The sequence below is a fragment of the Geodermatophilus sp. SYSU D00766 genome, from assembly GCF_054049915.1.
In genome coordinates this window covers 46,595-70,533 of record NZ_JBJGYI010000009.1, presented here as the reverse complement: position 1 = coordinate 70,533, position 23,939 = coordinate 46,595, and the positions used below count along the sequence as shown (strand labels likewise).

Below are 23,939 nucleotides of genomic sequence, written 5' to 3'. Positions count from 1 at the left end.
CCTCCGCTCACCGGCGGACGGCGTAGCGCACCAGGACGTTGTCGGATCCCTGGGGGTGACGGACGCCCAGCAGGCACAGGTCCGCGGGTGCGTCGAAGGTCGGGGTACCGCCGCCCAGGGCACGGGGTCCCACCACGAGGTGGATCTCGTCGACGAGGCCCTGGGCCAGCAGCCCGTTCCAGGTCGTCCGGCTGCCGAACACCAGGATGTCGCCGGACCCGTGCTCCTTCTCGGCGGTGACCCGGGCCGTCGCGTCGGCGCGCGGCACGACCGACGTCACCGCGTGCCACGGGTTGTCGGCCGGCACGACGAGCCCGTCACTGACGACGACCTTCGGCAGCGGGTCGTAGAGCCGGCTCAGTTCACGGTTGTCCTCGCTGAGCGCGCGGTCGGCCGGGTCGTGCGGTGCCGCCGCCACGGTCGGCCAGTAGGAGCTGAAGCCCTCGAACGAGCGGCGGCCGAGGAGCACGGTCCCGGCGGCGCGGATCCGTTCGAGGTTGTAGGCGTCGAAGGCGGCGTCCAAGTTCAGCGCCATGACGTCACCGCCCGGCCCCTCGTAGAACCCGTCGATGGAGACGATGTTGCTGACGACGACGGTGCGCACGGCTTCCTCCTCCGATCGGACCCCTGGGTGGGTCCTGCACCCGAGGGACGGAGCCGGTGCGGCCCTCTCGACGTCCGCGCCCGACCGGAGGAGGCGGCCCCGTCCGGCGCCGCGGGAACGCTCAGCTCCGGCTGGTCCAGGCGCCGACCGTGCGGCCGGTGGCGCCGAAGACGTCGGCGGCCTGCTCGCTGCGCAGCGCGACGAACGTCCCCTCGGCCTCGGCCAGCACCACCTCGGGGGTGTCCTCGGCGACCAGCCGGGCGTGCGCGGTGGTCCGCCGTCCGTCGGTGCCGCCCATCTCGGCGGTGAGCAGCAGCGGCACGCCGAGGTGCACCGGCCGGCGGTAGCGGACGGTCAGCGCGGCGGTCAGCCCACCCCGCCCGGCGGCGCGCAGCGCGCGGGCCAGCACGTGGTCGAGCAGCGTGGCCACCACCCCGCCGTGCACCAGCCCGGGTGGCCCCTCGTGCGCCTTGCCCACGGTGACCCGGCCGGTCGCCCGCCCGTCGGGGCTGTCGGTCGCGACCAGCGGCGGCGCCACGGGGCTGCCCGGGCCGTACACCGGGCTGTACCAGCGCTCGCCTGTCTCGGGGTCGTCGACGCGGGCGATCTCGTGCAGCCCCCGGCCGGCGGTCCGCAGCCGGGCCGTCAGGTCCCGCACCGCGGCGGCCACCGACTCGAGCTCCGCCTCGGGCACCTCGGTGCGGACGGCGGCGTCGACCAGCTCGCGCAGCGCGCCGCCCAGCTCCCCGACGACGACCCGGCGCCCGGCCCGCTCCTCCGGTGACAGCGGCTCACCCACGCGGCATGCCGGCCGCGCGCAGCAGCCCTCCGCCGACGATCACCCGCTGCACCTCGCTGGTGCCCTCGTAGAGCCGGTACAGCCGGGCGTCGCGGTAGAACCGCTCGACCGGCGTGGTGCGCAGGTAGCCCAGCCCGCCGTGCACCTGGACGGCGCGGTCGGTGGCCCGCCCCACCATCTCGCTGCACCACAGCTTCGCCGACGACGGCCCGATCGAGGTGTCCTCGCCGCTGTCGTAACGGGCCGCCACCTCCCGGACCATCGCCCGCCCGGCCAGGTGCTCGGCGTGCACGTCGGCGATGAGCGCCTGCACCAGCTGGAACCGGCCGATCGGGGCACCGCCCTGCTTGGCGGTGGCGGCGTAGGCCACCGACTCGTCGAGCACCCGCTGCGCCATGCCGACGCACAGCGCGGCGATGTGCAGCCGGCCGCGGGAGAGCACGGTGAGCGCCTTGGCGTACCCGCGCCCCTCCTCCCCGACCAGCGCGTCGGCGGGCACCCGGACGCCGTCGAAGAACACCTCCGACGTCCACGCCCCGGACTGCCCCATCTTCTTGTCCCGGGGCCCCAGCGTGACCCCGGGCGCCTTGGCGTCGACGACGAAGCTGGAGATCCCCCGCCCGCCCTTCTCCTCCGGGTCGGTGCGCGCGAAGACGACGAACAGGTCGGCCAGGGGCGCGTTGGTGATGTAGCGCTTGGCGCCGTCGAGCACCCAGCCGTCGCCGTCGCGGCGGGCGGCGGTGCGCAGGCCGGCGGGGTCGGAGCCGGCCTCGGCCTCGGTGAGCGCGAAGGACCCGATCAGCTCCCCGGCGGCCATCCGCGGCAGGTACGCCTTCTTCTGCTCCTCGCTGCCGAAGCGCGCGATCACCTGCCCGGCGATGCCGTTGTTGGTGCCGAACAGCGAGCGGAACGCCGGCGTCGTGTAGCCGAACTCGAAGGCCAGCTCGACGTCCTCCCGCATGTCCACGCCCAGGCCGCCGTACTCCTCGGGCAGCGCGTAGCCGAACAGGCCCATCTCGGCGGCCGCGTCGCGCAGCTCCTCGGGGATGCGGTCGTCGAGGTCGATCTCCTCCTCGCGCGGGACCACCACCTCCCGGACCAGCCGGCGCACCGCGTCCCGGATCTGCGTGAAGTCCTCGGCGTCCACGGCCCCATGGTGCCGGTGCGCGGGCACCCCCGGCGAGCGGGCCTCGCAATGCGGCACAGGTGGCGATGAGCGACCGGGCGAGCACTCCCCGTTGTGAGCAGCGGTCGGCGGCACTACGGTCGTGGGCGGCACCCGAACCAGTGGTGCCGCTGCCACCCGGAGTAGCCGTGCACCTCTCCGTCGCCGTCGTCCCCGCGCCCGCCCAGGTCGTCGTCCGCCTCACCGGCGACGCCGGGCACCCGACCCTCGCCCGCCTCACCTCGGCACTGACCCGGGCTGCCGGCCACGGCACCGGCAGCGTCGTCGTCGACGTGGCCGGGGCTCGCTTCGACGACGGCACCGGTCTGCAGGCCCTGGCCGGCTTCAGCGACACCCTCGCCGCGGCCGGCCGCCGCTGCCGGGTGGTCGGCGCGCCCGCCGCCGTCCGCCGCCAGGTCTGGGAGGCCGGCCTGGCCGGCCGGCTGGAGCTCGACGGCCCGTTGACCGGGCAGGACCCCGTGCGCCCCCGCCCGCCGCGGCCCGACCGCGAACCGCCGGTCACCGCCGCCTGGGTGCCGTCCCTGCACGAGGAGCCGCGCCGCCCCCGCCCGGAGCCGCACGCCGTGCACGGCCCCCGGGGCCTGCGGCGCTCGGCCACCCCGGTCGCGCTCGACCGCTGGCGCTGACGCCGGAGGCCCAGCGGGAACCGCCGCCGTCCCCGACGATGCTCCTCAGGTCCGACCGGCGACACCGGCACGAGGAGACGGCATGGGCGAGATCGTGGTGCTCCGGCACGGCGCGACCGAGTGGAGCCGCAGTGGCCAGCACACCGGCGTCACCGACCTGCCCCTGCTGCCCGAGGGCGAGCAGCGGGCCCGTGCGCTGGCCCCGAGCCTCGCCCGGCGACACCTCGTCGAGGTCTGGGTGAGCCCGCGGCAGCGGGCCCGGCGCACCGCCGAGCTGGCCGGGCTGACCCCCACCGCCGTCGACGAGGACCTCGTCGAGCTCGACTACGGCGGCTACGAGGGGCGCACCACCGCCGAGATCAGCGAGCAGCTGGGCCGCGAGTGGTCGGTCTGGCGGGACGCCGTCGTGCCCGGGGACACCCCCGGCGAGACCCTGGAGCAGGTCGGGAAGCGGGTCGACCGGGTGCTGGAGCGGGCCCGCCGGCGGCTCGACGACGGCGACGTCGCGCTGGTCGCGCACGGGCACGTGCTGCGCGTCCTGACCGCCCGCTGGCTGGACCTCGAGCCGGCCGACGGCAAGTTGTTCGCCCTGCCCGCCGGCGCCTACGGGGTCCTCGGCCACGAGCACGCGCGGCCGGTGCTCACGGGGTGGGGTCTGGACTGACCGCCGCGGCCGGGGCGGTAGCGGGGGCCTCGGGCCGGCCGAACAGCCAGCCCTGGGCGAGGTCGGCGCCGAGCGCGGTGACCTCCTCGGCGGCCCGCTCGTCCTCCACGCCCTCGGCCACCACCACCGCGCCGAGGCGGTGGGCGTGCGCGGCGACGGTGCGCACGACCGCGCGGGCGCCGTCGTCGGGCAGGGCCGAGACCAGCGAACGGCCGAGCTTGACCACGTCGGGCCGGACGACGTCGAGCAGCGAGGCGCTCGACCAGCCCGCGGCCACCTCGTCCAGGGCCACCCGCCAGCCGTGCGCGCGGTAGGACTCGAGGACGGCGAGCAGGTGCCCGCGGTCGGCGACGGCGGCCCGCTCCCCCACCTCGAGCACCAGCTGCCCCGGCCGCAGACCGGCCAGCGCCACGGCCTGCGCGGTGCTGTCCAGGTCGGCGTCGGGCCGCAGCACCGAGGTCGGGTGGGTGTTGACGAACAGGTCGGCGTCGCCGAGCCAGTCCGCCGCGCCGGCGATCGCGCACTCGCGGCCCACCCGGTCCAGCCGCGGCAGCCAGCCGGCCGAGTCGGCGACGAAGAACAGGTCACCGCCGTCGACGGCGCGGCCGTCGGAGTTGCCGCGCAGCAGTGCCTCGTAGGCCACCACCGAGCGGTCGGCGAGGGCGACGACCGGCTGGTAGGCCGACCACAGCTCGGCCTCGGCCAGCACGCCGACCTCCGCGGTGACGCCGCGCCGGGCCAGCTCCTGGGCGAGGGTGGGCGCGGTCAGCAGCGCGCGCACCAGCGCCGTGTACTCGTTGGCCGGGTCGGTGGCCACCCGCACGGCCTCCGCCTCCGCGCCGGTCAGCTCGCGGGAGATGCGGTCGAAGAAGAGCTCCACCGCCAGGCCGTCGTGCTCGTCGGCCAGGTCGAGCAGTCCCGGGGCGGCGAAGGTCGACAGCCCGACCGCGCGCGCCACCGCCGCCACGGCCGGCAGCACGTGCTCGGCCGCGCTGGCCAGCAGGACCCGGGTCGCCGCCTCCGGCAGGTCCCACTCCTCGCGCCGGCGGGCCGCGCCGATCGTGCTCGCCACGGCCAGCAGGATGACCGACGCGCCGGGGCGCGGCGGGCAGGCGCGCGGGCGCGGCGAACAGGCGGGTGCACCGCGCAGCCGACCACCGTCGAGGGGCCCCGGAGGCCCTAGGGTCGCCCCATGGCTGCTGCCCCGGTCACCGACCCACCGGCACGCACGGGCCGCGGAGGACGACCACGCGACCCCAGCCGCGACGACGTCATCCGGGCGGCGATCCTGCGACTGCTCGGCGAGGTCGGCTACGGCGCGCTCACCATGGACGCCGTGGCGGCGGAGGCCGGCGTCGGCAAGGCCACCATCTACCGCCGCTGGCGCACGAAGCAGGACCTCGTCATCGACACCGTCTCCGAGCTCAACCGCGCCTGGATCCTCGACGCCGACACCGGGTCCCTCGAGGGCGACCTGCGCCAGCTCGTGCACCGGATGGTCGAGATGATGGCCAGCCCCGTCGGCGCGGCCACCCGCTCGCTGCTGGCGGCCATGCAGCACGAACCGGCGCTGATCGACGCCTTCCGCGAGGGCCCGATGGCGATCTGGCGGCGGGCGTTCGCCGACATGTGGGCCCGCGCCCAGGCGCGCGGCGAGGTGGGGCCCGGCATGACGCAGTCGATCCCGGCCGAGGCGGCCACGGCGCTGTTCGTGCAGCGCTGGCTGGTCACCCGCGAGCCGGTGGACGCCGCCTACGCCGACGCGGTGCTCGAGCGGGTCGTCCTCCCGCTGGTCCGCCAGGAGTCCACCGGCAGCCGGGCGGGCTGACCCCCGGCCCGGTCACCAGCCGAGCGTGCCCGGCTCCCCCTTGAACGGCCCGACGACGTCGTCGGTGATCCAGCCGCCGTAGAAGTCCCCGGCCTGGGCGCGGACCTGCTCCCCGTCGACGGTGGCCCGGTCCACCCGGCTCGGGTAGAACGCCACCGCCCCGTGCAGGTGCTCGTAGCCGGCGGTGGGCTGCTCGTAGGACCACGCGACCGACGGGCGGCGTGCCCCGTCGACGACGGCGTCCCAGTACGTGGCCGCGCCCTTCCACTCGCACCACGACGAGCCGCCCGCCCGCTCGAGCACCCCGGGGACGACGTCCTCGCGGGGCACGTAGTACACCGGCGGGTGGCTGGTCTCGCAGACCCGGACCGCGCGGGTGGTGTCGGCGACGACCCGCCCACCGATCTCCACGACGACGCGCCGCGGGGTCACCTCGGCCGAGGGCGGGCGCGGGTAGTCCCACACCGACTCCTGACCGGGACCGGCCGGGTCCCGCCGGGGGGCGCGCACGTCAGCGCGTGCGGCGCGGGACCGTCCGCCGCGCGGCCCGGCGGTGCCGGACCTTCTGCACGACGACCAGCGACACCAGCAGGCCCAGGCCGCCCATGGTGGCCTTGCCGGCGGGCGACTGCAGGAACCGGGTGACAGCGGCCTGCCCCTGTGCCTTGAGCCGGTCGGGACTGCCCTTGAAGGCCAGCTGGTCCAGGGTGGCCGCCAGCGACTCGCGGGCGGCGTCGATCTCCAGCTGGATCTCTCGGGGGTCGCGAGGCTGAGGAGGCACGGCCGACAGCCTGCCAGACTCGGCCCCGACCGGCCCGTTCCGCCGAGCCGGGGCACTCTGCCGGGCGATCACACCTACACTCTGCGGCCACGCGGGAGTGGTGTAACGGCAGCCACGCCAGACTTAGGATCTGGTGCCTCCGGGCGTGCGGGTTCGACTCCCGCCTCCCGCACGCGGCGACGTCTCCGGGCCCCCTTGCCCCGGGCGGTCGCCGGGAGGAGCCTGCGACCCCGTGGGGATCTACGGCCGGTGCGTCCGCCCCCGGCTGCTCGACCGGGCCCTGGGGCCGCGGCTGACCGGGCCGATCCGGGAACGGGTGTGCGCCGGGCTGACCGGGGACGTGCTCGAGATCGGGTACGGCTCGGGGCTCAACCAGCCGCACCTGCCGCCGGCGGTCACCGGGGTGTGGGCGGTGGAGCCGTCGGGGACGGCGCTGCGGATGTCGCAGGAGCGCCGCGCGGCCTCCCCGGTCCCGGTCGCCGTCGCCGGGGACGACGCCCGCGCCCTGCCCTTCCCCGACGACCGCTTCGACTCGGCGCTGTGCACCTGGGTGCTCTGCGGCATCCCCGACGCCGGCCGCGCGCTGGCGGAGGTCGCCCGCGTGCTCCGGCCCGGCGGTGTCCTGCACTTCGTCGAGCACGGCGCGGCCCCGGACCCCGCGGTGCGGCGGTGGCAGCGGCGCGGCACCCCGGTCAACCGCGTGGTGTCCGGCTGCGTCCTCGACAACGACGTCGCGGGACTGCTGGCCGCCTCGCCGCTGGCGGTCACCGAGGCGAGGACCTGGTACCAGGACGGCGTGCCGCGGGTCGCCGGGTTCATGACCAGCGGGCGGGCCGCCGCCTGACCCGGCCGCTCAGCCGAGGGTGACGGTGAGGTCCACCTGCGGCGAGGGCAGCTCCGGGTCGTCGACGTCGCCCACCGCGACCAGGTGCACCGCGTCGCCGTCGGTCCCGCGCAGCGCCAGCCCCTCCACCTTGACCACCCGGCCGTCCACCTCCGGCAGCGGCACCACGTCGAGCACCCGGCCGCCGTCGACGAGCACGAGGGCGGTGGCCACCACCGGGCCGTCGTCGACCGGGTTCGGGGTGTCCTCCGCGGCGGCCGCGAGCAGCTCCCGGCCGTCGGGCAGCGCGACCGCGTCGGTGACCGCCAGGCCGACGCCGGCCACCTCCCCGAGCTCCAGGACGTGCGCGGCACCCAGGGGCACCGGGCCGGCGCCTGCCCGGCCGAGCAGCACGGCGACCAGGGCCTCCAGCGGCACCTCGACCGCGGCGTTGGCCACGCCGGCGGCCAGGTTGCCCCGCTGGTACCAGCGCAGCACGTCCCCGGCGCGGCTGGCGCCCTCCAGGTTCAGCTGGTCGACCGGCACGCCGAGGCGCTCGGCGACGGCGCCGTACAGCGGCGCGAGGTCCGCGGCCCGCACGCCGGGCCGGTCGCCGTCGAGGGTGACGAGGACGCCGCGGGTGCGGCGCGCCGCCGACCCGGAGCCCAGCAGCAGCACGCCAGGGAGGCCGTCGGCCTCCACCGGGCAGGCCACCTCGAGGTCGGGCTTGAGGTGCTTGGTGCCCGCGGCCTCGGAGAACCGGTCGAGGCCCTCGACGGGCGGCAGCAGGCGCAGGCGCGCCACGCCGCCCGGGCGCTGCCAGGCCGCGTGCGTGGCGTCGTCCTGGGCGACGAGCCAGCCGTCCCCGAGCGGGGCGATGCCCGACGCCGCGGTCACCGGCGTCCCGTCGTCGAACCGGAGCCGCCGCACCGCCGTGATCCCCACCTGCACGCCGCAGCGGTGCCCAGCGCCGGGCCGGTCCACGCCGCCGACCGCGACGAGGATCACACCGGCGGCGTTCCCGCTGGTGGGCGCCACGGCACCCGGGAACGCGACTGCGGGTCCTCCCGCGGCCCCGTAGTGTCGAGCAGACCGCCCGGTGTGACGACGAGGTCGCCGGGTGGTCGTCTTCCCCGCACGTCCTCGACCCCGTCGGAGCCCATGTCCTCGCGCACCGAGATCCAGCCGCGTCCCGACCAGGCCCCCGAGAAGCCCCCGCGCACCACCCTCTCCGTCAAGCAGGTGGTCGCCGGTGCCCTCGCCGCGGTGTCCGCCGCGGTGGCCGCCTCCTTCTTCGGGGTGGCCGGCACCGTCATCGGCGCGGCACTCGTCAGCGTGGTGAGCACCGTCGGGTCGGCTCTCTACACCGCCTCCCTCGACCGCACCGCCGAGCGGCTGAAGCGGACCCGGGAGCGGCAGGACACCCGTCCCGCGCCGGCCGCCGACGCCCCCGACGACGCCGCCGCCACCAAGGTGCTGCCGGCCGCGCTCGACCCGCGTCGCGCCCCGGCTCCGCGCCGGCGGCCCCGCTGGTCGCGGGTCGCGGTGTACGCCGTCGCCGTCTTCGCGGTCGCCATGGCGATCGTCACCGGCGTCGAGCTGGTGGGCAAGCAGCCGGTGTCGGCGCTGGTCGGCGGCACCGAGGACTCGTCGTCGTCGTCCACCACGATCGGTGAGCTGTCGACGGCGTCGTCGTCGCGGGACACCACGCCGGCCGAGACCGACCCCGCCGACGGGACCCCCACCGAGGCCCCCGCCACCCAGACCCCGCAGCCCGGTGACAACACCGGGGAGTCGACGACCCCCACCGAGGAGCCGGAGGAGGCCGAGGAGTCCGCGCCGGCCACCGGGAGCGACGCCGAGGACGGCACCGGGTCCACCGAGGACGGCGGCGGGAGCGGTCAGACCGCTCCCGCCGAGCCCTCGACGCAGGCACCGCAGACCGGCTCGGGCTCCGGCTCGGACACCGGCTCGGACACCGGCTCGCAGTCCGGGACGGACGGCGGCGCGGGGGCCGCGCCGGCGTCCTGACCCGTCAGCCGCGCGACCGGCGCGGGACGAGCTTCAGCAGCGCCATCCCGGCGAAGACCAGCGTCACGCCGGCGACCACCCACGCCAGGGCGTTGAAGCCGGTGTAGGCCAGGGCGGTCGAGCCGCCCACGCCGCTGGCGGTCACGTAACCCGCCTTGCTGTACACGTGCACCTCCCTCCTGGGGGGTCGGGTCGCCGCCGGGCCGGCGGCGGGGGTCAGGGAGTCGCCGGTGCGGCGACGTGGTGCCAGGTGGCCTCGCGCCGGCGGACGACGTCGAGCAGCGAGCGCACGAACACCGCCTGGATGAACAGGTCGTAGACCAGCTCCACCAGCAGCGGCAGGGCCAGGAGCAGGGCGCGCCACCCGCCGCGGCGGACGGTCACCAGGCGCTCGGCGAGGAAGACCAGGCCGACCGACCCCCAGAACGGGTCGAGGGTCAGGCCGCCGTCCCGGGACAGGACCAGGACGGTCAGCAGCAGGTAGGCCTGGAAGGCGAGGACGCCGAGGCCGATGCCCACCTGCTGTCCCCAGTAGCGCAGGGTGACCCGGGACAGGCCGTAGTGCCGCAGGTTCTCCAGGGCACCGCGCTGCCACCGCATCCGCTGCTTCCACAGGTCCGACCAGGTCGGCATGATCTCGGTGACCACCGCGCACGCCGAGGGGCTGGTCAGCCGCCAGCCGAGGGTCTTCAGCGCGAGGGTGAGCTCGTTGTCCTCGGTGAGGGCGAGGGTGTCGTAGACCTGGCCGCGGGTGCCCGGCAGCGTGCTGCCGCGCGCGGCGGCGACCTCCCGCAGCGCCCGCACCCGGAACAGCGTGCCGGTGCCGGTGAGCACCATGACCCGGCCGGTGCGGGCGACGTCGCGGCTGTAGCGGAGGTACTCGTTGCGCTGCAGCTGGCCCAGCACGCCGCTGCCGGGGTGGCCGTAGAACAGCCCGCCGGCCGCCCCGATCCGCGGCGAGCTGTCGAGGCTGGCCGCGGCCACCTCGAGGAAGCGCGGGGCGAGCTCGGTGTCGGCGTCCATCACCAGGACGTGGTCGTCGTCGCGCAGGTCCGGTGAGGGGCCGGCCGGGAGGTCGTCGTCCCCGTCGGTCCAGCCCGCCCGGGGGCGGCGGCGGTCGGGGCCGCGCCGGGGGTCCTCGGAGGCGCCGCGGCGGTCGCTGTCGGCGGTGCGGCGGAAGCGCTGCACGATCGCCTGGTTGAGCGCGCCGGCCTTCTTGTCGGTGTTGCCCACCGTCTCGTAGACCTCGGCACCGTGCGCCCGCGCGATCTCCACCGTGTCGTCGGTGCAGTTGTCGGCGATGACCACCACCCGGTCCGGGCGCCGGGTCTGCTGCTGCAGCGCGGTCAGCGTGACCCCGATGTTCGCGGCCTCGTCGTGCGCCGGGATCAGCACCACCAGCCGGGCGCGCGCCGTCCCGCTGTCCTCCGTCATGCCGTGTCCCTCCGACGTCGGTCGTCTTGGAGGGCTTCGGCAGCCGGCCGGCGGCGGTGGAGCCCGGCCGGCCGGGCTCACCCGGAGGGGTCAGGAGCCGACGAGGGCCCGGTGCAGCACGGCGACGAGCTCCGCGCGCGTGACGATCCCGGCCAGCCGGCCGTCGTCGTCGACCACCGGCAGGTGGCGCAGCCCCCGGTCGGCCATGAGGCCGACCAGCTCGGAGACGGGCGTGTCGACGCCGACGGTGCTCGCCGGGCTGGTCATCACCTCCGCCACCGCGGTGAAGGCCACGATGTCGGTGTTGAACAGGTCGTGGACGGTGACGATGCCGACCACGTGCCCGTCGCCGGTGACCACCGGCAGCGCCTTGACCGCGTGCTGGTTCATCAGCATCCGCGCGCGGTAGAGCGTCTCCTGCGGCTGCACGGTGCGGACGTCGCGGGCCATCAGCGCCCCGACCCGCAGCTGCCCGAGCCGGCGGTCGAGCGCGTGTGCCTCGGCGTCGCGGACCAGCGCCAGCACGTCGCCGGGCATGACGTCGAGGCCGCGGTCGAGGCGCTCCATCGCGGCGCGGACGTCCTCGGGCTGCAGCCCGACCCGGCTGGTCGGCGGGGCGTCGGTGCCCGGCGGCGGCGCCGGGGGGTCGGGCACGTGCGGGTAGGGCCGGCCGGTGAGGTTGTTGACCAGCGTCGCGACCGCCAGCAGCACGATGGTGTCGACCCCGACCGGCCACAGCGCGAACGCCCAGCCGTGGTCGGCCACCGCGGCGGTGCCGACGGCGGCGAACAGCGCGCACGCCCCGCCCGGCGGGTGCACGCAGCGCAGCAGCATCATCACCGGGATCGCCACCCCGACGGCGACGGCGGCGGCCAGCGTGACGTCGTCGAGGAGCTTGCCGGCGGCGACGCCGACGAGCGTGGACAGCGTGTTGCCCACGAGGACCGGCCACGGCTGGGCCAGCGGGCTGGCGGGCGCGGCGAAGAGCAGGACGGCGGTGGCGCCCATCGGCGCGACGATCCACGGCAGGCCCACCGGCCCGCCCGGCACGGCGTGCGCGCTGACCCCGGCCAGCGCGATGCCGAGCAGCGCGCCGAGCCCCCCGCGCAGCACCTCGGTGCGCCGGTAGCCGACCGGTCCCGGTCGCAGCGCCCCGATCCACACCCGCCGGTCCACGCGGCCCCCGTTCCTCCCGCGGGCGCCCGTGCCCGTCGCGGGCGGCACCCTACGTCGGGACGGGCCGCCGGGGGCTCAGCCCGCGCGCAGGACCCGCGCGACCTCCGGGACCAGCGCGGCGAAGGCCTGCCCGCGGTGGCTGCGGGCGTCCTTCTCCGCGGGCTCGAGCTCGGCGGAGGTGACCTCCAGGCCGTCGGGCCGGAAGACCGGGTCGTAGCCGAAGCCGTTGGTACCGCGCGGCTCGCGCACCACCCGTCCGCGCCACTGCCGCTCCAGCACCGACTCGGCGCCGTCGGGAGTGACCAGGGCGGCGGCGCAGACGAAGGCCGCGCCGCGCCGCTCGTCGGGCACGTCGGCGAGCTGGGCCAGCAGCAGCGCGGTGTTCGCCGCGTCGTCGCCGTGCCGGCCCGACCAGCGCGCCGACAGCACGCCGGGCATGCCGTTGAGCGCGTCGACGGCGATGCCGGAGTCGTCGGCGACGGCGGGCAGGCCGGTGTGGTGGACCGCCTCCCGCGCCTTGAGCAGCGCGTTCTCGGCGAAGGTGGCACCGGTCTCGGGCGTCTCGGGGTACTCGGGCACGTCGCGCAGGCCGACGACCTGCACCCCGGGGACGGCGCCGGCCAGCAGCCGCTGCAGCTCGGCGAGCTTGCCGGCGTTGCGGGTGGCGAGCAGCAGTCGGGTCATCGCGCGAGGGCCTCCGTCTGGACGCGGGTGAGGTCGGCGCAGCCGGCGACGGCGAGATCGAGCAGCCGGTCGAGGGTGGCCCGGTCGAAGACGGCGCCCTCGGCGGTGCCCTGCACCTCGACGAACCCGCCCTCGCCGGTGCAGACGACGTTCATGTCGGTGCCCGCCTTCACGTCCTCCTCGTAGGCGAGGTCCAGCCGCGGCTCGCCGTCGACCACTCCGACACTCACCGCGGCCACCGACTGCACGATCGCGGTCTTCTTCGCCAGCTTCCGCCGGTCGGCCAGCCAGCCGACGGCGTCGGCGAGGGCGACGTAGGCGCCGGTGATGGCCGCCGTCCGGGTGCCGCCGTCGGCCTGCAGGACGTCGCAGTCGATGGCGATGCTGTTCTCCCCCAGCGCGCTCAGGTCGACCGCGGCCCGCAGCGAGCGGCCGACGAGCCGGCTGATCTCGTGGGTGCGGCCGCCGATGCGGCCCTTGACCGACTCGCGGTCGCCGCGGGTGTGGGTGGCCCGCGGCAGCATCGCGTACTCGGCGGTGACCCAGCCCAGCCCCGATCCCCGGCGCCAGCGCGGGACGCCCTCGGTGACGCTGGCGGCGCACAGCACGCGGGTGCGGCCGAACTCGACGAGCACCGAGCCCTCGGCGTGGTCGAGCCAGTTGCGGGTGATGGTCACCGGGCGGAGCTGGTCGGCCGTGCGGCCGTCGGGACGGGTCACGGACGCCGAGCCTATCGACGCCGGCACGCCGTCCCGCGGCCGAGCTGCCACGATCGACGGCGTGAGATCGGAGCTGCGGACGGTGCGGACCGGCGGGGTGCCGGCGGTGGTGGACCTGACCGGGGAGTGCGAGGAGTTCGTCCGCGGCGAGGGCGACGGGCTGCTGCAGGTGTTCGTCCCGCACGCCACCGCGGGGCTGGCCATCATCGAGACCGGCTCCGGCAGCGACGACGACCTGCTCGCCCAGCTCGACGAGCTGCTCCCCCGCGACGACCGCTGGCGGCACCGGCACGGCAGCCCTGGGCACGGCCGGGACCACGTGCTGCCGGCGTTCGTGCCGCCGCACGCCACGGTGCCCGTGCTCGAGGGCCGCCTGCAGCTGGGCACCTGGCAGCGCATCTGCCTGGTCGACCCCAACCGGGACAACCCGCAGCGCCACGTGCGGCTGTCGTTCCTGCGCGGCTGACGCGCCCCTGGCTGTGACCGCTGCGCCCGGCACGGCAGGATGCCGGGCATGACCGAGACCGCGCCCGCTCCCGTCCGCCTCGCGCCCGGCGACCCGGCGCCGGACTTCACGCTGCCCGACGCCGACGGCCGGCCGGTCTCCCTCGCCGACCACCGTGGCCGCCGGGTGATCGTCTACTGCTACCCCGCCGCGCTGACCCCCGGCTGCACCACCCAGGCGGTCGACTTCACCGCCGCCGCCGGGGAGCTCGCCGAGGCGGGGCTCGACATCATCGGCATCTCGCCCGACCCGCCGGAGAAGCTGCAGCGCTTCCGCGAGCAGGAGGGTCTGGGCATCACCCTGGTCTCCGACCCGGACAAGCGGGTGCTCACCGCCTACGGCGCGTTCGGCACCAAGAAGATGTACGGCAAGGAGGTCCAGGGCGTGATCCGCTCGACGTTCGTCATCGACGCCGAGGGCCGGGTCGAGCGGGCCGCCTACAACGTGAAGGCCACCGGGCACGTGGCCAAGCTGCGCCGGGACCTCGGGCTGGGCTGACCCTCCGCCCACGGCGTCAGGCCGTCCAGGTACCCGGCCGCGGCTGGCCGTGGATGCCGCCGTCCCAGCCCGCGTCCCACGGGAAGCAGCTCGGCGGCGAGGCCCACGTCAGCTGCAGGGCCGGCACGGAGTACTCCGGCGGCCGCCGGTACCAGCGGTTGGCCCCGAGCAGGACCTCCCCGGGGTTGGGGCACTCCTCCACCACCAGGTCGGCCCGGCCGCCGACCCCCTCGAGCAGCTCGCCGGAGACCAGCGACCGGCCGCCGACGACGTCGGCGGCCACCGCGTCGAGCAGGGCGTGCGTGGCGGTGGCGCCCAGCCCGACGACCACCAGCTCCGGGTGCCCCAGCCCGAACAGCCCGATGGTGTAGCCGAAGGCGGGCTCCTCGGGCAGGTCTCCCGGCCCCACGTACTGCACGGCGAAGCGTGCGCGGCGGATGACGGCGGCGAGGTGGGCGTCCTCCTGGTCGAGCCAGGCGGTGGTCTGCGGGTCGGTGGTCATGCCGGGAGCCTGCGACCGGGCACCGACAGGACGCCGGGGCGCCGGCCCGGCGGTGGACGGGCGGGCCGGCTGTGGACGACGGTGCCTGGATCGTCGCAGCGTCAGTCCTCGGCGGCCCGCCTGGCCCGCGCCCGCCGCTTGCCCTCGTGCATCGCGGCCACCCGAGCGACCGGGATCGCGTGCCCCTCGGTCACCAGGTCGGCGGGCAGCTCCTGCGGACCGGGCAGCAGCGCCGTCCACGGGTCGCCGTCGCCGAGCCGCTGCACCGCCGTCCGGACGGTGACGTCGCCGGGCCGCAGCGCGGGCAGGTCCGCCCAGGCGACCGGCGCCGACACCGGCAGGCCGGGGCGGATCCGCGGGCTGTAGGCCGCCACGATCGTCGAGGAGCCCGAGCGGGTGGAGTCGAGGAAGACCCGGCCGTGCCGGTCCTCCTTGATGTAGGCGGTGGTGGCCAGGTCCGGGTCCAGCGCCGCGGCGCGGGCGGCCAGCGCGCGGGTCGCGGCGGCGGCGTCCTCCGGCCCGACGCCGTGCACCGGGACGACGACGTGCACGCCCTTGGACCCGCTGGTCTTCACCGCCCCGGTGAGCCCGGTGTCGGCCAGCGCCCGCCGCACCAGGTCCGCCGCCTGCACGACGACGTCGAACCCGGCGTCCTCGGGCGGGTCGAGGTCGAGCACGATGCCGGTCGGCTCGGTCTCCGCACCGGCGACGAAGAACGGGACGTGGAACTCCACGGCGCGCTGGTTGGCCAGCCACAGCAGCGTGCGGCGGTCGTCGCAGAGCACCTGGTGCACCTCGCGGTGCGCGCCGAAGGACCAGACGGCGACGGTGCGCACCCAGCCGGGGGCGCCCTTGGGGACGTCGCGCTGCACGAACGGCTGCTGGCCCGGGCGCACCCGCTTGACCGTCAGGGGTCGGCCGGCCAGCTGGGGCACCAGGCGGTCGGCGAAGCGGTCGAGGTGGTCGACGAGGTCGCCCTTGGTGACCTCGAGCCCGTCGCCCAGCGGCGCGTCGAGGCTGGTCAGCCGGACGCCGTCCCGTTCGTCGTCGACCACCGGCCCACCGTGCCCGCCGGCGTCGGGCGGGGCAAGCGCGGGCCGGTCCCCGGGGCGCGGCGCGTCGTCCTCCCCCACCGCAGCGGGTCCTCCCGCACGTCCCACCGTGCGGGAGGACGCCCGACGATCAGGTGACCTGATCCCGGCGCACCCCGACGCGCGCCCCCGCCGTCAGACGTCGTACGTGGCGCCGGGCCGCACCAGCTCGGCGGCGGGGAACACCGACCGGGCGGCGGCCAGCTGCGCGGCCGGGTCCACCCAGGCCGGGACGTGGGTGACCAGCAGCCGGCGCACCTGCGCGGCGGCCGCGGCCTCGCCGGCCTGGCGGCCGGTCAGGTGCAGGTCGCGGGGCTGGTCGTCGCCCTCGGGCTCGGCGGCCTCGGCCAGCAGCACGTCCGCGCCGCGGGCGAGGTCGACCACGGCCCGGCTGGGACCGGTGTCGCCGGTGTAGACGAGCGAGGAGCCGTGCGCGGTCAGCCGGACGGCGTGGCACTCGACCGGGTGCGCGGTGCGGGTGGTCTGCACGGTGAACGGCCCGAGCACGGCCGAGACCGGGGTGACGGCGAAGTCGAAGACGTCGGTCAGCGGGGCACCGCCGGAGTCGTAGACCTGCTGCAGCCGCTCCTGGGCGCCGGCGGGGGCGATCAGCGGCACGCGGCGGCGCGAGGAGCGGCCGGAGTAGCGGTGCCAGACGACCATCGGGACGACGTCGAGGCAGTGGTCGCCGTGCAGGTGGGAGAGGTAGACCGCGTCGACGGTGTCGGGGTCGGCCAGCGCCTGCAGCGCGCCGAACGCGCCGTTGCCGAGGTCGAGCAGCAATCGGAAGCCGTCGTGCTCGACCAGGTAGCAGGACGCGGCCGACGCCGGGCCGGGGCCGCTGCCCGAGCAGCCGACCACCGTCAGCCTCACGCCGCACTCCCCTGACCGACGGTCCCCTGCACGCTCCCCATGGCGGGCGTCAGGCTAGCCGCCGGGCCGCAGCAGGGAGCCCGCGGGCACCGACAGCACGCCGTCGGCCCAGGACAACCCGGTGAGGTCGGCGACGACGACGTCGGCGCCGGCCCCCAGCGCCCGCGCGCCGACGCCGAGGACCCGCGCGCCGGCCGCCCTGCCCGCGGCGATGCCGGCCGGGCTGTCCTCGACCACGACGGTCTCCTGCGGCGGCACGCCCAGCAGGCGGGCGCCGAGCAGGTAGCCCTCGGGGTCGGGCTTGCCGGTGCGCACGTCGGCGCCGCTGACCAGCGCACCGGGCAGCGGCAGCCCGGCGGCGCGCAGCCGGGTCGCGGCCAGCGCGGGCGTGCCGGAGGTGACGACCGCCCACACCGACGGGGGCAGGGACGCCAGCAGCTCGGCCGCGCCCGCGACGGCGGGCACCGTCCCGGCGTCCTCGAGCTCGTAGCGGTCGATGAGCGCCGTCGCGGCGGCCCGCCGGGACTCCGGGACCAGCGCGGCGACGGTGTCGGCCGACCGCCGCCCGTGGACGACGGCCAGCACCTCGGCCGGGACGAGGTCGTGCTCGGCGGCCCAGCGCGACCAGGAGGCGGTGACCGCGGCGTCGGAGTCGACCAGGACGCCGTCGTTGTCGAACAGCAGGCCCCGGGCGGGGATCTGCCGGGTCAGGCCCAGAGCTGGCCCTCCAGGGCGGAGGTGGCCTCCTCCAGCGTGCCGGCGTAGGCGCCGGTGGACAGGTACTTCCACCCGCCGTCGCAGACGACGAACACGATGTCGGCCCGGCGCCCGGCGGCGACCTCGCGGTCGGCGACGCCCAGCGCCGCGTGCAGGATGGCGCCGGTCGAGATGCCGGCGAAGATGCCCTCGCGCTCGACGAGCTGGCGGGTGCGGTGCAGGGCGTCCTCGGGGCCCACGGAGAACCGCGAGTCCAGCAGCTCGGGGTCGTAGAGCTCCGGGATGAACCCCTCGTCGATGTTGCGCAGCCCGTAGACGAGCTCGCCGTAGCGCGGCTCGGCGGCGATGACCTGCACGCCGGGCTTGTGCTCGCGGAAGTAGCGCGAGCAGCCCATCAGCGTGCCGGTGGTCCCGAGGCCGGCGACGAAGTGGGTGATCGAGGGCAGGTCGGCGAGGATCTCCGGGGCGGTGCCGGTGTAGTGCGCCTCGGCGTTGGCCGGGTTGCCGTACTGGTAGAGCATCACCCAGTCGTCGTGCTCGGCGGCCAGCTCCTTGGCCATCGCCACGGCCTGGTTCGAGCCGCCGGCGGCCGGTGAGCTGATGATCCGCGCCCCGTACATCTCCAGCAGCTGGCGGCGCTCGACGGAGGTGTTCTCCGGCATGACGCAGACCAGCCGGTAGCCGCGCTGCCGGGCCACCATCGCCAGCGAGATGCCGGTGTTGCCGCTGGTCGGCTCCAGGATGGTCGCGCCGGGGGTGAGCGAGCCGTCCTTCTCCGCCGCCTCGATCATCGAGATCGCGGCGCGGTCCTTGATCGACCCGGTGGGGTTGTGGTCCTCGAGCTTGGCCCACAGCCGCACGTCCCGTGTCGGCGACAGGGAGGGCAGCCCGACCAGCGGGGTGCCGCCGAGGGAGTCGACGAGGGAGGCGAAGCGGGCCATGCGCGGGGCTCTTCCGGGAGACGGGGAGGAACGGTGCGGCGCTGCCTCAGCAGCCGCCGGCGACCGCCGGGAGGATGGTGACGGAGTCGCCGTCCTTGACCTGCGTGTCCAGGGCGCCGGTGAAGCGCACGTCCTCGTCGTTGACGTAGACGTTGACGAAGCGGTGCAGCGTGCCCTCCTCGGTCACCAGGCGGCCCTTGAGACCGGGGTGCTTGGCGTCGAGGTCGTCGACGAGCGCGGCCAGGGTGTCCCCGCTGCCCTCGACGGTCTTGTTGCCGCCGGTGTGGGTGCGCAGGATGGTCGGGATCCGGACCTCGATGGCCATGGCGTGCGGTTCTCCTCGGGAGGACGGGGACGTGCGGGAGCGCCTCGGGGCGCGTGTCGGTGGAGGTAACGCCGGGGACCGGGCGGTGATTCCGTCCGGTCGGCCCCCTCACAGGGCCCCGCGGCGTGCGGAGCGCGTCGTGGGTGGCGAGGGGGTCCGTGCTCAGTCGTAGACGACGGTGGTCGGCGAGTGGCCGAACAGGTAGGACTCGACGACCTCGACGTCCTCCTCGCTCACCTCGCCGTCGACGATGCGGAAGCTGCGGAACTCGACCTCGTCCCCGGCCAGGCCGGTCTCCCGGCCGTGGTGCCGGGTGGAGACGAGGACGTAGTGCGCGTTCGGCTCGGAGGCGTAGCTGACGTCGGTGCGCGAGGGAGCGGCCTCGGTGGCGGTGTGCGAGTGGTAGATCACCACCGGCTCCTCGCCCCGGTCGTCCATGTCCCGGTAGAGGCGCAGCAGGTCGGCCGAGTCGAACTCGTAGAAGGTCGGCGACCGGGCGGCGTTGAGCATCGGGACGAACCGCTCGGGACGGTCGCTGCCCTCGGGTCCGGCGACGACGCCACAGGCCTCGTCCGGGTGGTCCTCCCGGGCGTGGGCCACGATGGCGTCGTAGGTCGCGCGGTCGATGCGCAGCACGCCCTGCAGTCTAGGCGGCGTCCCCGTCGCTCCCGGACGACGGTCGCCCGGCCGCCGACCGCTAGCGTGCGGACCCGTGGTGGTCGAGCTGCTCATGGTCGCCGGGGTGCTGCTCGTCGCGCTGCCGGCGCTGTGGCTGGGTGCCCGGGGGCTGACCCTGCGCAGCGGCCACTACAGCAGCGACGCCTCCGCCGACCGCGCCTCGCTGGTCCTGCTGGTCACCGTCCGCCTGCTGGTGCTGCTGCTGGTGCTGGCGCTCACCGCGGTCACGCTCCTCTCCGCGGTCGGGGCGGTGGTCCGCGACCTCGAGCTGCCGGGGCTGGTCCCGGTGTTCTTCCTGCTCGACCTGCTGCTGGCGACGCTGGTGCTGCTCACCTTCGGGCGTCGCGCGCGGCGGCGACCGCGTCGACGAGCGACCCCTGCAGCGCGGTGAGCCAGTAGTAGACGGCCAGCTGCTGCCCCTCGTCACCGACCGGGTCCTCCGGCGGCTCGGTCTCCTCGGTGACGCCGATCCGCTCCCCCAGCGCCAGCCGCAGGTCGTTGGTGGTCCGCAGCCAGGCGCCGGCCTGCTCCCGGTCCAGCCGCACCTCCCCCCCGCCGTCGGGCAGGGTCGCGCGGACGGCGGCGAGGTCGTCGGTCTTGCCGCTGCGCAGCGCGGTCTCGGTCAGCTCGCGGTAGTCCGCGGCCAGCTCGGGGTCGCTGCGGTGCCCGGCCGGCAGCAGCCGGGCCATCACCGGGTCGCCCTCGACGTCGTCGGGGTCGGCGGTCAGCAGCTGCTCGAGCTGGTCGAGCAGCAGCCCCAGGACGCCGGACTCGGCCGGCTCGAGCCGCGCGACGACGTCCTTGCCCTTCCGGCGGAACGGCCTCATGCGTCCTGCTGGTAGGTGGCCCACAGGCCGTAGGCGTGCAGCCGGCTGGTGTCGTGCTCCATCCGCTCCCGCGGGCCGGAGCTGACCACGGCCCGGCCGTCGTTGTGGACCTGCAGCATGAGGGTGGTCGCGGTGGGCTCGTCGTAGCCGAACAGCTCGCGCAGCACGTGGGTCACGTAGGTCATGAGGTTCACGGGGTCGTTCCAGACGATGGTCACCCACGGGCGGTCGAGGTCCTCGACCTCCTCGACCGTGGGGTCGGTCGTCCGGCTCGGGGCGAGTGGTCCGGCCACGGGGACCACCATAGGACGGCCCCCGTCCCGCCTCCCCCGGTGCGGTCGCCGCGACCGACCTAGGCTCCCGTGCCATGCCGACGGGTCCCGCGCTGCTCACCGACCGGTACGAGCTGACCATGGTCGCGGCCGCCCTGGCCGACGGCACCGCCTCGCGCGACTGCGTGTTCGAGGTCTTCGCCCGGCGGCTGCCGCACGGCCGCCGCTACGGGGTCGTCGCCGGCACCGGCCGGCTGCTGGAGCTGCTCCCCCGCTTCCGGTTCGGCGACGACGAGCTCGCCACCCTGCGCGAGCAGGGGCTCACCGACTCCCGGCTGCTGGACTGGCTGGCCGACTTCCGCTTCTCCGGCGACGTCGACGGCTACGCGGAGGGCGAGCTGTTCTTCCCCGGCTCGCCGGTGCTGACGGTGCGCGCGCCGTTCGCCGAGGGGGTCCTGCTCGAGACGCTGGTGCTCTCCGTGCTCAACCACGACAGCGCGATCGCGTCGGCGGCGGCGCGCATGGTGGCCGCGGCCTGCGAGCGGCCGTGCATCGAGATGGGCTCGCGGCGCACCCACGAGCAGGCCGCCGTCGCCGCGGCGCGCGCCGCCCACCTGGTCGGCTTCGTCTCCACCTCCAACCTGGAGGCCGGCCGGCGCTACGGCGTGCCGACGACGGGCACCAGTGCGCACGCCTTCACGCTGCTGCACGACGACGAGGCCGCGGCCTTCCGCGCGCAGGTCGACACGCTGGGCGTGGGCACCACGCTGCTGGTGGACACCTACGACGTCGCCAAGGGCATCGCCACCGCCGTCGAGGTGGCCGGCCCCGGGCTCGGCGCCATCCGGCTGGACTCCGGTGACCTGCCGACGCTGGCCACCGCCGCGCGCCGCCAGCTCGACGAGCTGGGCGCCACCGGGACGCGGATCATCGTGACCAGCGACCTCGACGAGTTCGCCATCTCCGGCCTGATGGCCGCCCCCGTCGACGGGTACGGCGTCGGCACCTCGCTGGTCACCGGGTCCGGCGCGCCGACGGCGGGGATGGTCTACAAGCTGGTCGAGCGCGACGGGGTGCCGGTGGCCAAGCGCTCGGAGGGCAAGAACTCCACCGGCGGGCGCAAGTCCGCCGTCCGCCGGCACGACCCCGACGGCACGGCGACCGCCGAGGTCGTCAGCAGCGGGCCGGTCGAGGCGCGCGACGGCGACCGGCAGCTGCTCGTCCCCCTCGTGCGCGGCGGCGAGGCGGTGGCGCCGTCGTCGCCGGCCGAGGCGCTGTCGGCGGCCGCCGCGCACCACCGGCGGGTTCGAGAAGCCCTGCCGCAGGAGGCATGGGCGCTCTCCCGCGGGGAACCGGTGCTGGAGACGGTGAGCTCGTGAACGGGGGTCCGCGGTGAGGCGCGCGCTGCTGGTGGTCGACGTGCAGAACGACTTCTGCGAGGGCGGCAGCCTGGCCGTCTCCGGGTGCTCGGCGGTGGCCGCCGCGATCACCGAGCACCTGCGGGACGCCACCTACACCCACGTCGTCGCCACCCGCGACCACCACGTCGACCCCGGCGGCCACTTCGCCGACGAGCCGGACTTCCTCGACACCTGGCCGCCGCACTGCGTGGCCGGCACCGAGGGAGCCCAGCTGCACCCGGCGCTGGACCGGTCGCGGCTGGAGGCGGTGTTCGACAAGGGCGAGTACGCCGCGGCCTACTCCGGCTTCGAGGGCCTCGCCGACGGCGTGCCGCTCGCCGACTGGCTGCGCGAGCGCGGGGTGGAGGCCGTGGACGTCGCCGGGATCGCCACCGACCACTGCGTGCGCGCCACCGCCCTGGATGCCGTCGCCGAGGGCTTCGCCACGCGGGTGCTGCTGCACCTGACCGCCGGGGTGGCGCAGGCCTCCACCGATGCCGCCCTCGACCAGCTCCGCACGGCCGGCGTCGAGCTGGCGGGCGCCGTCCACACCCCCTCGAGGTGAGCCCTGCCCCGAGGTGAGCCGCCCTGCGCAGGACGGCGGGCCGACCGCGGGGCAGGAGGCACCACCGCGCGCCGCCCACCGCAGCCAACAGCGCGACGGAGGCACTAGAGGGCGTCGAGGACCTCGTCGCGGGTGAAGCCGAGGACCTGCAGGACCGCGTCGAGGTAGGGCTGGTTGAGCGCGGCGTGGGCCTGCTCGCGCACGACCGGCTTGGCGTTGAACGCGATGCCCAGACCCGCGGCGTTGAGCATGTCGAGGTCGTTGGCGCCGTCGCCGACGGCGACCGTCTGGTCCAGCGGGATCCCGTGCTCGGCGGCGAAGCGCGCCAGCGCGCGGGCCTTGCCGGCGCGGTCGACGATCTCCCCGACCAGCCCCCCGGTCAGCGTCCCGTCGGCCACCTCGAGGGTGTTGGCCGCGGCGAAGTCCAGGCCGAGGGACCGCGCGAGCGGGTCGGTGATCTGCGTGAAGCCGCCGCTGACGATCCCGCAGCGGAAGCCGAGCCGCTGCAGGGTCCGGATCAGCGTGCGCGCCCCGGGGGTGAGCTCCAGGTGCTCGCGCACCTCGTCGAGGACCTCCACCGGCAGCCCCGCGAGGGTGGCCACCCGCGCGCGCAGCGACTCGGCGAAGTCCAGCTCGCCGTTCATCGCGGCGGCGGTGATGCGGGCGACCTCGGCGGCCCGGCCGGCGCGGGCGGCCAGCTCGTCGATGACCTCGCCGCGCACCAGGGTCGAGTCGACGTCGAGGACGATCAGCCGCTTGCTGCGGCGGGCCAGCCCCACCTGCTCGACGGCGATGTCGGCGCCCGTGGTGCTGGCGACGACGGCCAGCGCGGTGCGCAGCTCGGTCGCCTCGGCGCCGGAGACGGTCAGCTCCAGGGCGGTGACCGGGTGGTCGGAGAGCCGCCGGATCGCGTCGATGTTGCCCCCGACGCCGGCGATGGCGGTGGCCGCGCCCGCGACCGCGCCCGGGGGCACCCGCCGGCCGAGCAGGATGACGTGGTGCGGCCGGCCCGGGCGGGCGCCGTCGGGACCCCGGTCGGAGGCCGACTCGACCGCCACCTGCACCCCGGTGGCCGCCGCGACGCCGGCGGCCAGCCGTCCCAGCCCGGCGAGGAACCCCTCCTCGTCGACCGGCCCGTCGGCCGGCAGCGCCGCGACGACGACGCCGAGGACCAGGTGCCCGTGCACCACGACCTGCTCGACGTCGACCACCTCCACGGGCGCGACGCCGGCACCGCCCTCGGCCAGCGCGCCGAAGAGCCGTGCGGTCACCCCCGGCCGGTCGGCGCCGGTGACCGTGAGCAGCGCGCGGGGCCCCGCCTCGGCGGACTGCGGACGGACGCGGGGTGCGGGGTCGAGCGGCACGGCGGCCATCGTGCCGCACCGGCGCG

The 23,939-nt window shown here is 76.2% G+C and carries 32 protein-coding genes and 1 tRNA gene; 11 read left to right on the top strand and 22 right to left on the bottom strand.

Annotated features, from left to right (window positions below; genetic code table 11):
• Positions 1-7: 7 nt before the first annotated feature.
• The 3 genes from ACI8AD_RS09855 to ACI8AD_RS09845 all read right to left on the bottom strand — a co-directional run bounded on the left by ACI8AD_RS09855 (position 8) and on the right by ACI8AD_RS09845 (position 2,550).
• Positions 8-604: a dihydrofolate reductase family protein gene (locus ACI8AD_RS09855; protein WP_456870351.1), complete on the bottom strand. Its 597-nt coding sequence runs from the start codon at positions 602-604 to the stop codon at positions 8-10.
• Positions 605-725: 121 nt separating this feature from the next.
• On the bottom strand, positions 726-1,403 hold the full coding sequence (locus ACI8AD_RS09850) for a PaaI family thioesterase (protein ID WP_456870350.1): 678 nt from the start codon (positions 1,401-1,403) through the stop codon (positions 726-728).
• Complete coding sequence (locus tag ACI8AD_RS09845; protein WP_456870349.1) at positions 1,396-2,550, bottom strand: acyl-CoA dehydrogenase family protein; 1,155 nt, start codon at positions 2,548-2,550, stop codon at positions 1,396-1,398. The genes ACI8AD_RS09850 and ACI8AD_RS09845 overlap by 8 nt, the downstream gene beginning before the upstream one ends.
• A gap of 167 nt (positions 2,551-2,717) precedes the next feature.
• Between ACI8AD_RS09845 and ACI8AD_RS09840 the strand changes: the two genes are divergently transcribed.
• On the top strand, positions 2,718-3,215 hold the full coding sequence (locus ACI8AD_RS09840) for an STAS domain-containing protein (RefSeq protein WP_456870348.1): 498 nt from the start codon (positions 2,718-2,720) through the stop codon (positions 3,213-3,215).
• Positions 3,216-3,297: 82 nt separating this feature from the next.
• Positions 3,298-3,879 carry a histidine phosphatase family protein gene (locus tag ACI8AD_RS09835; protein ID WP_456870347.1) on the top strand — a complete coding sequence of 194 codons (582 nt, stop codon included), beginning with the start codon at positions 3,298-3,300 and terminating at the stop codon, positions 3,877-3,879.
• Here ACI8AD_RS09835 and ACI8AD_RS09830 read toward each other — a convergent pair.
• Positions 3,857-4,951 (bottom strand): EAL domain-containing protein, encoded by a 1,095-nt coding sequence (locus ACI8AD_RS09830; RefSeq protein WP_456870346.1) that lies wholly within the window; start codon positions 4,949-4,951, stop codon positions 3,857-3,859. The genes ACI8AD_RS09835 and ACI8AD_RS09830 overlap by 23 nt on opposite strands.
• Positions 4,952-5,071: 120 nt before the next feature.
• Here ACI8AD_RS09830 and ACI8AD_RS09825 point away from each other — a divergent pair, with 120 nt between their 5' ends.
• Positions 5,072-5,707 carry a TetR/AcrR family transcriptional regulator gene (locus ACI8AD_RS09825; RefSeq protein ID WP_456870345.1) on the top strand — a complete coding sequence of 212 codons (636 nt, stop codon included), beginning with the start codon at positions 5,072-5,074 and terminating at the stop codon, positions 5,705-5,707.
• Between the two features lie 12 nt (positions 5,708-5,719).
• Here ACI8AD_RS09825 and ACI8AD_RS09820 read toward each other — a convergent pair whose 3' ends face one another.
• Both ACI8AD_RS09820 and ACI8AD_RS09815 read right to left on the bottom strand, forming a co-directional pair.
• Positions 5,720-6,217: a DUF427 domain-containing protein gene (locus ACI8AD_RS09820; protein ID WP_456870344.1), complete on the bottom strand. Its 498-nt coding sequence runs from the start codon at positions 6,215-6,217 to the stop codon at positions 5,720-5,722.
• Position 6,218: 1 nt separating this feature from the next.
• Positions 6,219-6,488 carry a DUF3618 domain-containing protein gene (locus tag ACI8AD_RS09815; RefSeq protein ID WP_456870343.1) on the bottom strand — a complete coding sequence of 90 codons (270 nt, stop codon included), beginning with the start codon at positions 6,486-6,488 and terminating at the stop codon, positions 6,219-6,221.
• 91 nt (positions 6,489-6,579) lie between these two features.
• On the opposite strand from ACI8AD_RS09815, the gene ACI8AD_RS09810 reads away from it, so the two are divergent.
• Positions 6,580-6,660 (top strand) — tRNA-Leu (locus tag ACI8AD_RS09810).
• 60 nt (positions 6,661-6,720) lie between these two features.
• Positions 6,721-7,332 carry a class I SAM-dependent methyltransferase gene (locus ACI8AD_RS09805; protein WP_456870342.1) on the top strand — a complete coding sequence of 204 codons (612 nt, stop codon included), beginning with the start codon at positions 6,721-6,723 and terminating at the stop codon, positions 7,330-7,332.
• Between the two features lie 9 nt (positions 7,333-7,341).
• On the opposite strand, the gene ACI8AD_RS09800 is transcribed toward ACI8AD_RS09805, so the two are convergent.
• The gene (locus ACI8AD_RS09800) at positions 7,342-8,349 is read right to left on the bottom strand and encodes a DUF6910 family protein (protein ID WP_456870341.1); all 1,008 of its coding nucleotides are present in this window, start codon (positions 8,347-8,349) and stop codon (positions 7,342-7,344) included.
• 123 nt (positions 8,350-8,472) lie between these two features.
• Here ACI8AD_RS09800 and ACI8AD_RS09795 point away from each other — a divergent pair, with 123 nt between their 5' ends.
• Positions 8,473-9,342, top strand: coding sequence for a hypothetical protein (locus ACI8AD_RS09795; protein ID WP_456870340.1), 870 nt, complete (start codon positions 8,473-8,475; stop codon positions 9,340-9,342).
• Between the two features lie 4 nt (positions 9,343-9,346).
• Here ACI8AD_RS09795 and ACI8AD_RS09790 read toward each other — a convergent pair whose 3' ends face one another.
• The 5 genes from ACI8AD_RS09790 to rph all read right to left on the bottom strand — a co-directional run bounded on the left by ACI8AD_RS09790 (position 9,347) and on the right by rph (position 13,355).
• Positions 9,347-9,508, bottom strand: a complete 162-nt coding sequence (locus ACI8AD_RS09790; RefSeq protein WP_176450154.1) for a hypothetical protein — start codon at positions 9,506-9,508, stop codon at positions 9,347-9,349.
• 50 nt (positions 9,509-9,558) lie between these two features.
• Positions 9,559-10,776 (bottom strand): glycosyltransferase, encoded by a 1,218-nt coding sequence (locus ACI8AD_RS09785; protein WP_456870339.1) that lies wholly within the window; start codon positions 10,774-10,776, stop codon positions 9,559-9,561.
• Positions 10,777-10,866: 90 nt separating this feature from the next.
• Positions 10,867-11,952, bottom strand: a complete 1,086-nt coding sequence (locus tag ACI8AD_RS09780) for an HPP family protein (protein WP_456870338.1) — start codon at positions 11,950-11,952, stop codon at positions 10,867-10,869.
• Positions 11,953-12,027: 75 nt separating this feature from the next.
• Complete coding sequence (rdgB, locus tag ACI8AD_RS09775; protein ID WP_456870337.1) at positions 12,028-12,636, bottom strand: RdgB/HAM1 family non-canonical purine NTP pyrophosphatase; 609 nt, start codon at positions 12,634-12,636, stop codon at positions 12,028-12,030.
• Positions 12,633-13,355: a ribonuclease PH gene (gene rph / locus ACI8AD_RS09770; protein ID WP_456870336.1), complete on the bottom strand. Its 723-nt coding sequence runs from the start codon at positions 13,353-13,355 to the stop codon at positions 12,633-12,635. Before rph ends, rdgB begins: the two co-directional genes overlap by 4 nt.
• A 61-nt stretch (positions 13,356-13,416) precedes the next feature.
• Here rph and ACI8AD_RS09765 point away from each other — a divergent pair, with 61 nt between their 5' ends.
• Entirely contained in the window at positions 13,417-13,821 is a 405-nt protein-coding gene (locus ACI8AD_RS09765) for a YjbQ family protein (RefSeq protein ID WP_089406280.1), read from the top strand.
• Positions 13,822-13,869: 48 nt separating this feature from the next.
• On the top strand, positions 13,870-14,358 hold the full coding sequence (gene bcp, locus ACI8AD_RS09760; RefSeq protein ID WP_456870335.1) for a thioredoxin-dependent thiol peroxidase: 489 nt from the start codon (positions 13,870-13,872) through the stop codon (positions 14,356-14,358).
• A gap of 16 nt (positions 14,359-14,374) precedes the next feature.
• On the opposite strand, the gene ACI8AD_RS09755 is transcribed toward bcp, so the two are convergent.
• The 7 genes from ACI8AD_RS09755 to ACI8AD_RS09725 form a co-directional block, all read right to left on the bottom strand.
• Positions 14,375-14,860, bottom strand: a complete 486-nt coding sequence (locus ACI8AD_RS09755; protein WP_456870334.1) for a DUF4262 domain-containing protein — start codon at positions 14,858-14,860, stop codon at positions 14,375-14,377.
• A 101-nt stretch (positions 14,861-14,961) separates the two neighbouring features.
• Complete coding sequence (locus ACI8AD_RS09750) at positions 14,962-15,915, bottom strand: DNA polymerase domain-containing protein (protein WP_456870333.1); 954 nt, start codon at positions 15,913-15,915, stop codon at positions 14,962-14,964.
• Positions 15,916-16,086: 171 nt separating this feature from the next.
• Entirely contained in the window at positions 16,087-16,824 is a 738-nt protein-coding gene (locus tag ACI8AD_RS09745) for an MBL fold metallo-hydrolase (protein WP_456870332.1), read from the bottom strand.
• A 54-nt stretch (positions 16,825-16,878) separates the two neighbouring features.
• Positions 16,879-17,613, bottom strand: a complete 735-nt coding sequence (locus ACI8AD_RS09740; RefSeq protein ID WP_456870331.1) for an HAD-IA family hydrolase — start codon at positions 17,611-17,613, stop codon at positions 16,879-16,881.
• Entirely contained in the window at positions 17,532-18,482 is a 951-nt protein-coding gene (locus ACI8AD_RS09735; RefSeq protein ID WP_456870330.1) for a PLP-dependent cysteine synthase family protein, read from the bottom strand. The genes ACI8AD_RS09740 and ACI8AD_RS09735 overlap by 82 nt, the downstream gene beginning before the upstream one ends.
• Positions 18,483-18,528: 46 nt before the next feature.
• Positions 18,529-18,807: a MoaD/ThiS family protein gene (locus ACI8AD_RS09730; RefSeq protein WP_456870329.1), complete on the bottom strand. Its 279-nt coding sequence runs from the start codon at positions 18,805-18,807 to the stop codon at positions 18,529-18,531.
• Between the two features lie 162 nt (positions 18,808-18,969).
• The gene (locus ACI8AD_RS09725) at positions 18,970-19,443 is read right to left on the bottom strand and encodes a Mov34/MPN/PAD-1 family protein (protein ID WP_456870328.1); all 474 of its coding nucleotides are present in this window, start codon (positions 19,441-19,443) and stop codon (positions 18,970-18,972) included.
• Between the two features lie 76 nt (positions 19,444-19,519).
• Between ACI8AD_RS09725 and ACI8AD_RS09720 the strand changes: the two genes are divergently transcribed.
• Positions 19,520-19,876, top strand: a complete 357-nt coding sequence (locus ACI8AD_RS09720; protein WP_456870327.1) for a hypothetical protein — start codon at positions 19,520-19,522, stop codon at positions 19,874-19,876.
• On the opposite strand, the gene ACI8AD_RS09715 is transcribed toward ACI8AD_RS09720, so the two are convergent.
• Entirely contained in the window at positions 19,815-20,312 is a 498-nt protein-coding gene (locus ACI8AD_RS09715) for a DUF2017 family protein (protein WP_456870326.1), read from the bottom strand. The genes ACI8AD_RS09720 and ACI8AD_RS09715 overlap by 62 nt on opposite strands.
• On the bottom strand, positions 20,309-20,605 hold the full coding sequence (gene clpS / locus ACI8AD_RS09710) for an ATP-dependent Clp protease adapter ClpS (RefSeq protein WP_456870325.1): 297 nt from the start codon (positions 20,603-20,605) through the stop codon (positions 20,309-20,311). The genes ACI8AD_RS09715 and clpS overlap by 4 nt, the downstream gene beginning before the upstream one ends.
• Before the next feature lie 74 nt (positions 20,606-20,679).
• Between clpS and ACI8AD_RS09705 the strand changes: the two genes are divergently transcribed.
• Both ACI8AD_RS09705 and ACI8AD_RS09700 read left to right on the top strand, forming a co-directional pair.
• The gene (locus ACI8AD_RS09705) at positions 20,680-21,963 is read left to right on the top strand and encodes a nicotinate phosphoribosyltransferase (protein ID WP_456870324.1); all 1,284 of its coding nucleotides are present in this window, start codon (positions 20,680-20,682) and stop codon (positions 21,961-21,963) included.
• Positions 21,964-21,976: 13 nt separating this feature from the next.
• Positions 21,977-22,549: a nicotinamidase gene (locus ACI8AD_RS09700; RefSeq protein ID WP_456870323.1), complete on the top strand. Its 573-nt coding sequence runs from the start codon at positions 21,977-21,979 to the stop codon at positions 22,547-22,549.
• 104 nt (positions 22,550-22,653) lie between these two features.
• Here the strand turns inward: ACI8AD_RS09700 and serB are convergent, their stop codons facing one another.
• Complete coding sequence (gene serB / locus ACI8AD_RS09695) at positions 22,654-23,922, bottom strand: phosphoserine phosphatase SerB (RefSeq protein ID WP_456870322.1); 1,269 nt, start codon at positions 23,920-23,922, stop codon at positions 22,654-22,656.
• Positions 23,923-23,939: the final 17 nt, after the last annotated feature.

Bases quoted from the DNA above. Each gene is read 5' to 3' on its own strand.
- ACI8AD_RS09835 (WP_456870347.1), top strand. From the start codon at position 3,298: ATGGGCGAGATCGTGGTGCTCCGGCACGGCGCGACCGAGTGGAGCCGC.
- ACI8AD_RS09825 (WP_456870345.1), top strand. From the start codon at position 5,072: ATGGCTGCTGCCCCGGTCACCGACCCACCGGCACGCACGGGCCGCGGA.
- ACI8AD_RS09755 (WP_456870334.1), bottom strand. From the start codon at position 14,860: ATGACCACCGACCCGCAGACCACCGCCTGGCTCGACCAGGAGGACGCC.
- bcp (WP_456870335.1), top strand. From the start codon at position 13,870: ATGACCGAGACCGCGCCCGCTCCCGTCCGCCTCGCGCCCGGCGACCCG.
- ACI8AD_RS09735 (WP_456870330.1), bottom strand. From the start codon at position 18,482: ATGGCCCGCTTCGCCTCCCTCGTCGACTCCCTCGGCGGCACCCCGCTG.
- ACI8AD_RS09730 (WP_456870329.1), bottom strand. From the start codon at position 18,807: ATGGCCATCGAGGTCCGGATCCCGACCATCCTGCGCACCCACACCGGC.
- rdgB (WP_456870337.1), bottom strand. From the start codon at position 12,636: ATGACCCGACTGCTGCTCGCCACCCGCAACGCCGGCAAGCTCGCCGAG.
- ACI8AD_RS09785 (WP_456870339.1), bottom strand. From the start codon at position 10,776: ATGACGGAGGACAGCGGGACGGCGCGCGCCCGGCTGGTGGTGCTGATC.
- ACI8AD_RS09705 (WP_456870324.1), top strand. From the start codon at position 20,680: ATGCCGACGGGTCCCGCGCTGCTCACCGACCGGTACGAGCTGACCATG.
- ACI8AD_RS09795 (WP_456870340.1), top strand. From the start codon at position 8,473: ATGTCCTCGCGCACCGAGATCCAGCCGCGTCCCGACCAGGCCCCCGAG.
- ACI8AD_RS09715 (WP_456870326.1), bottom strand. From the start codon at position 20,312: ATGAGGCCGTTCCGCCGGAAGGGCAAGGACGTCGTCGCGCGGCTCGAG.
- serB (WP_456870322.1), bottom strand. From the start codon at position 23,922: ATGGCCGCCGTGCCGCTCGACCCCGCACCCCGCGTCCGTCCGCAGTCC.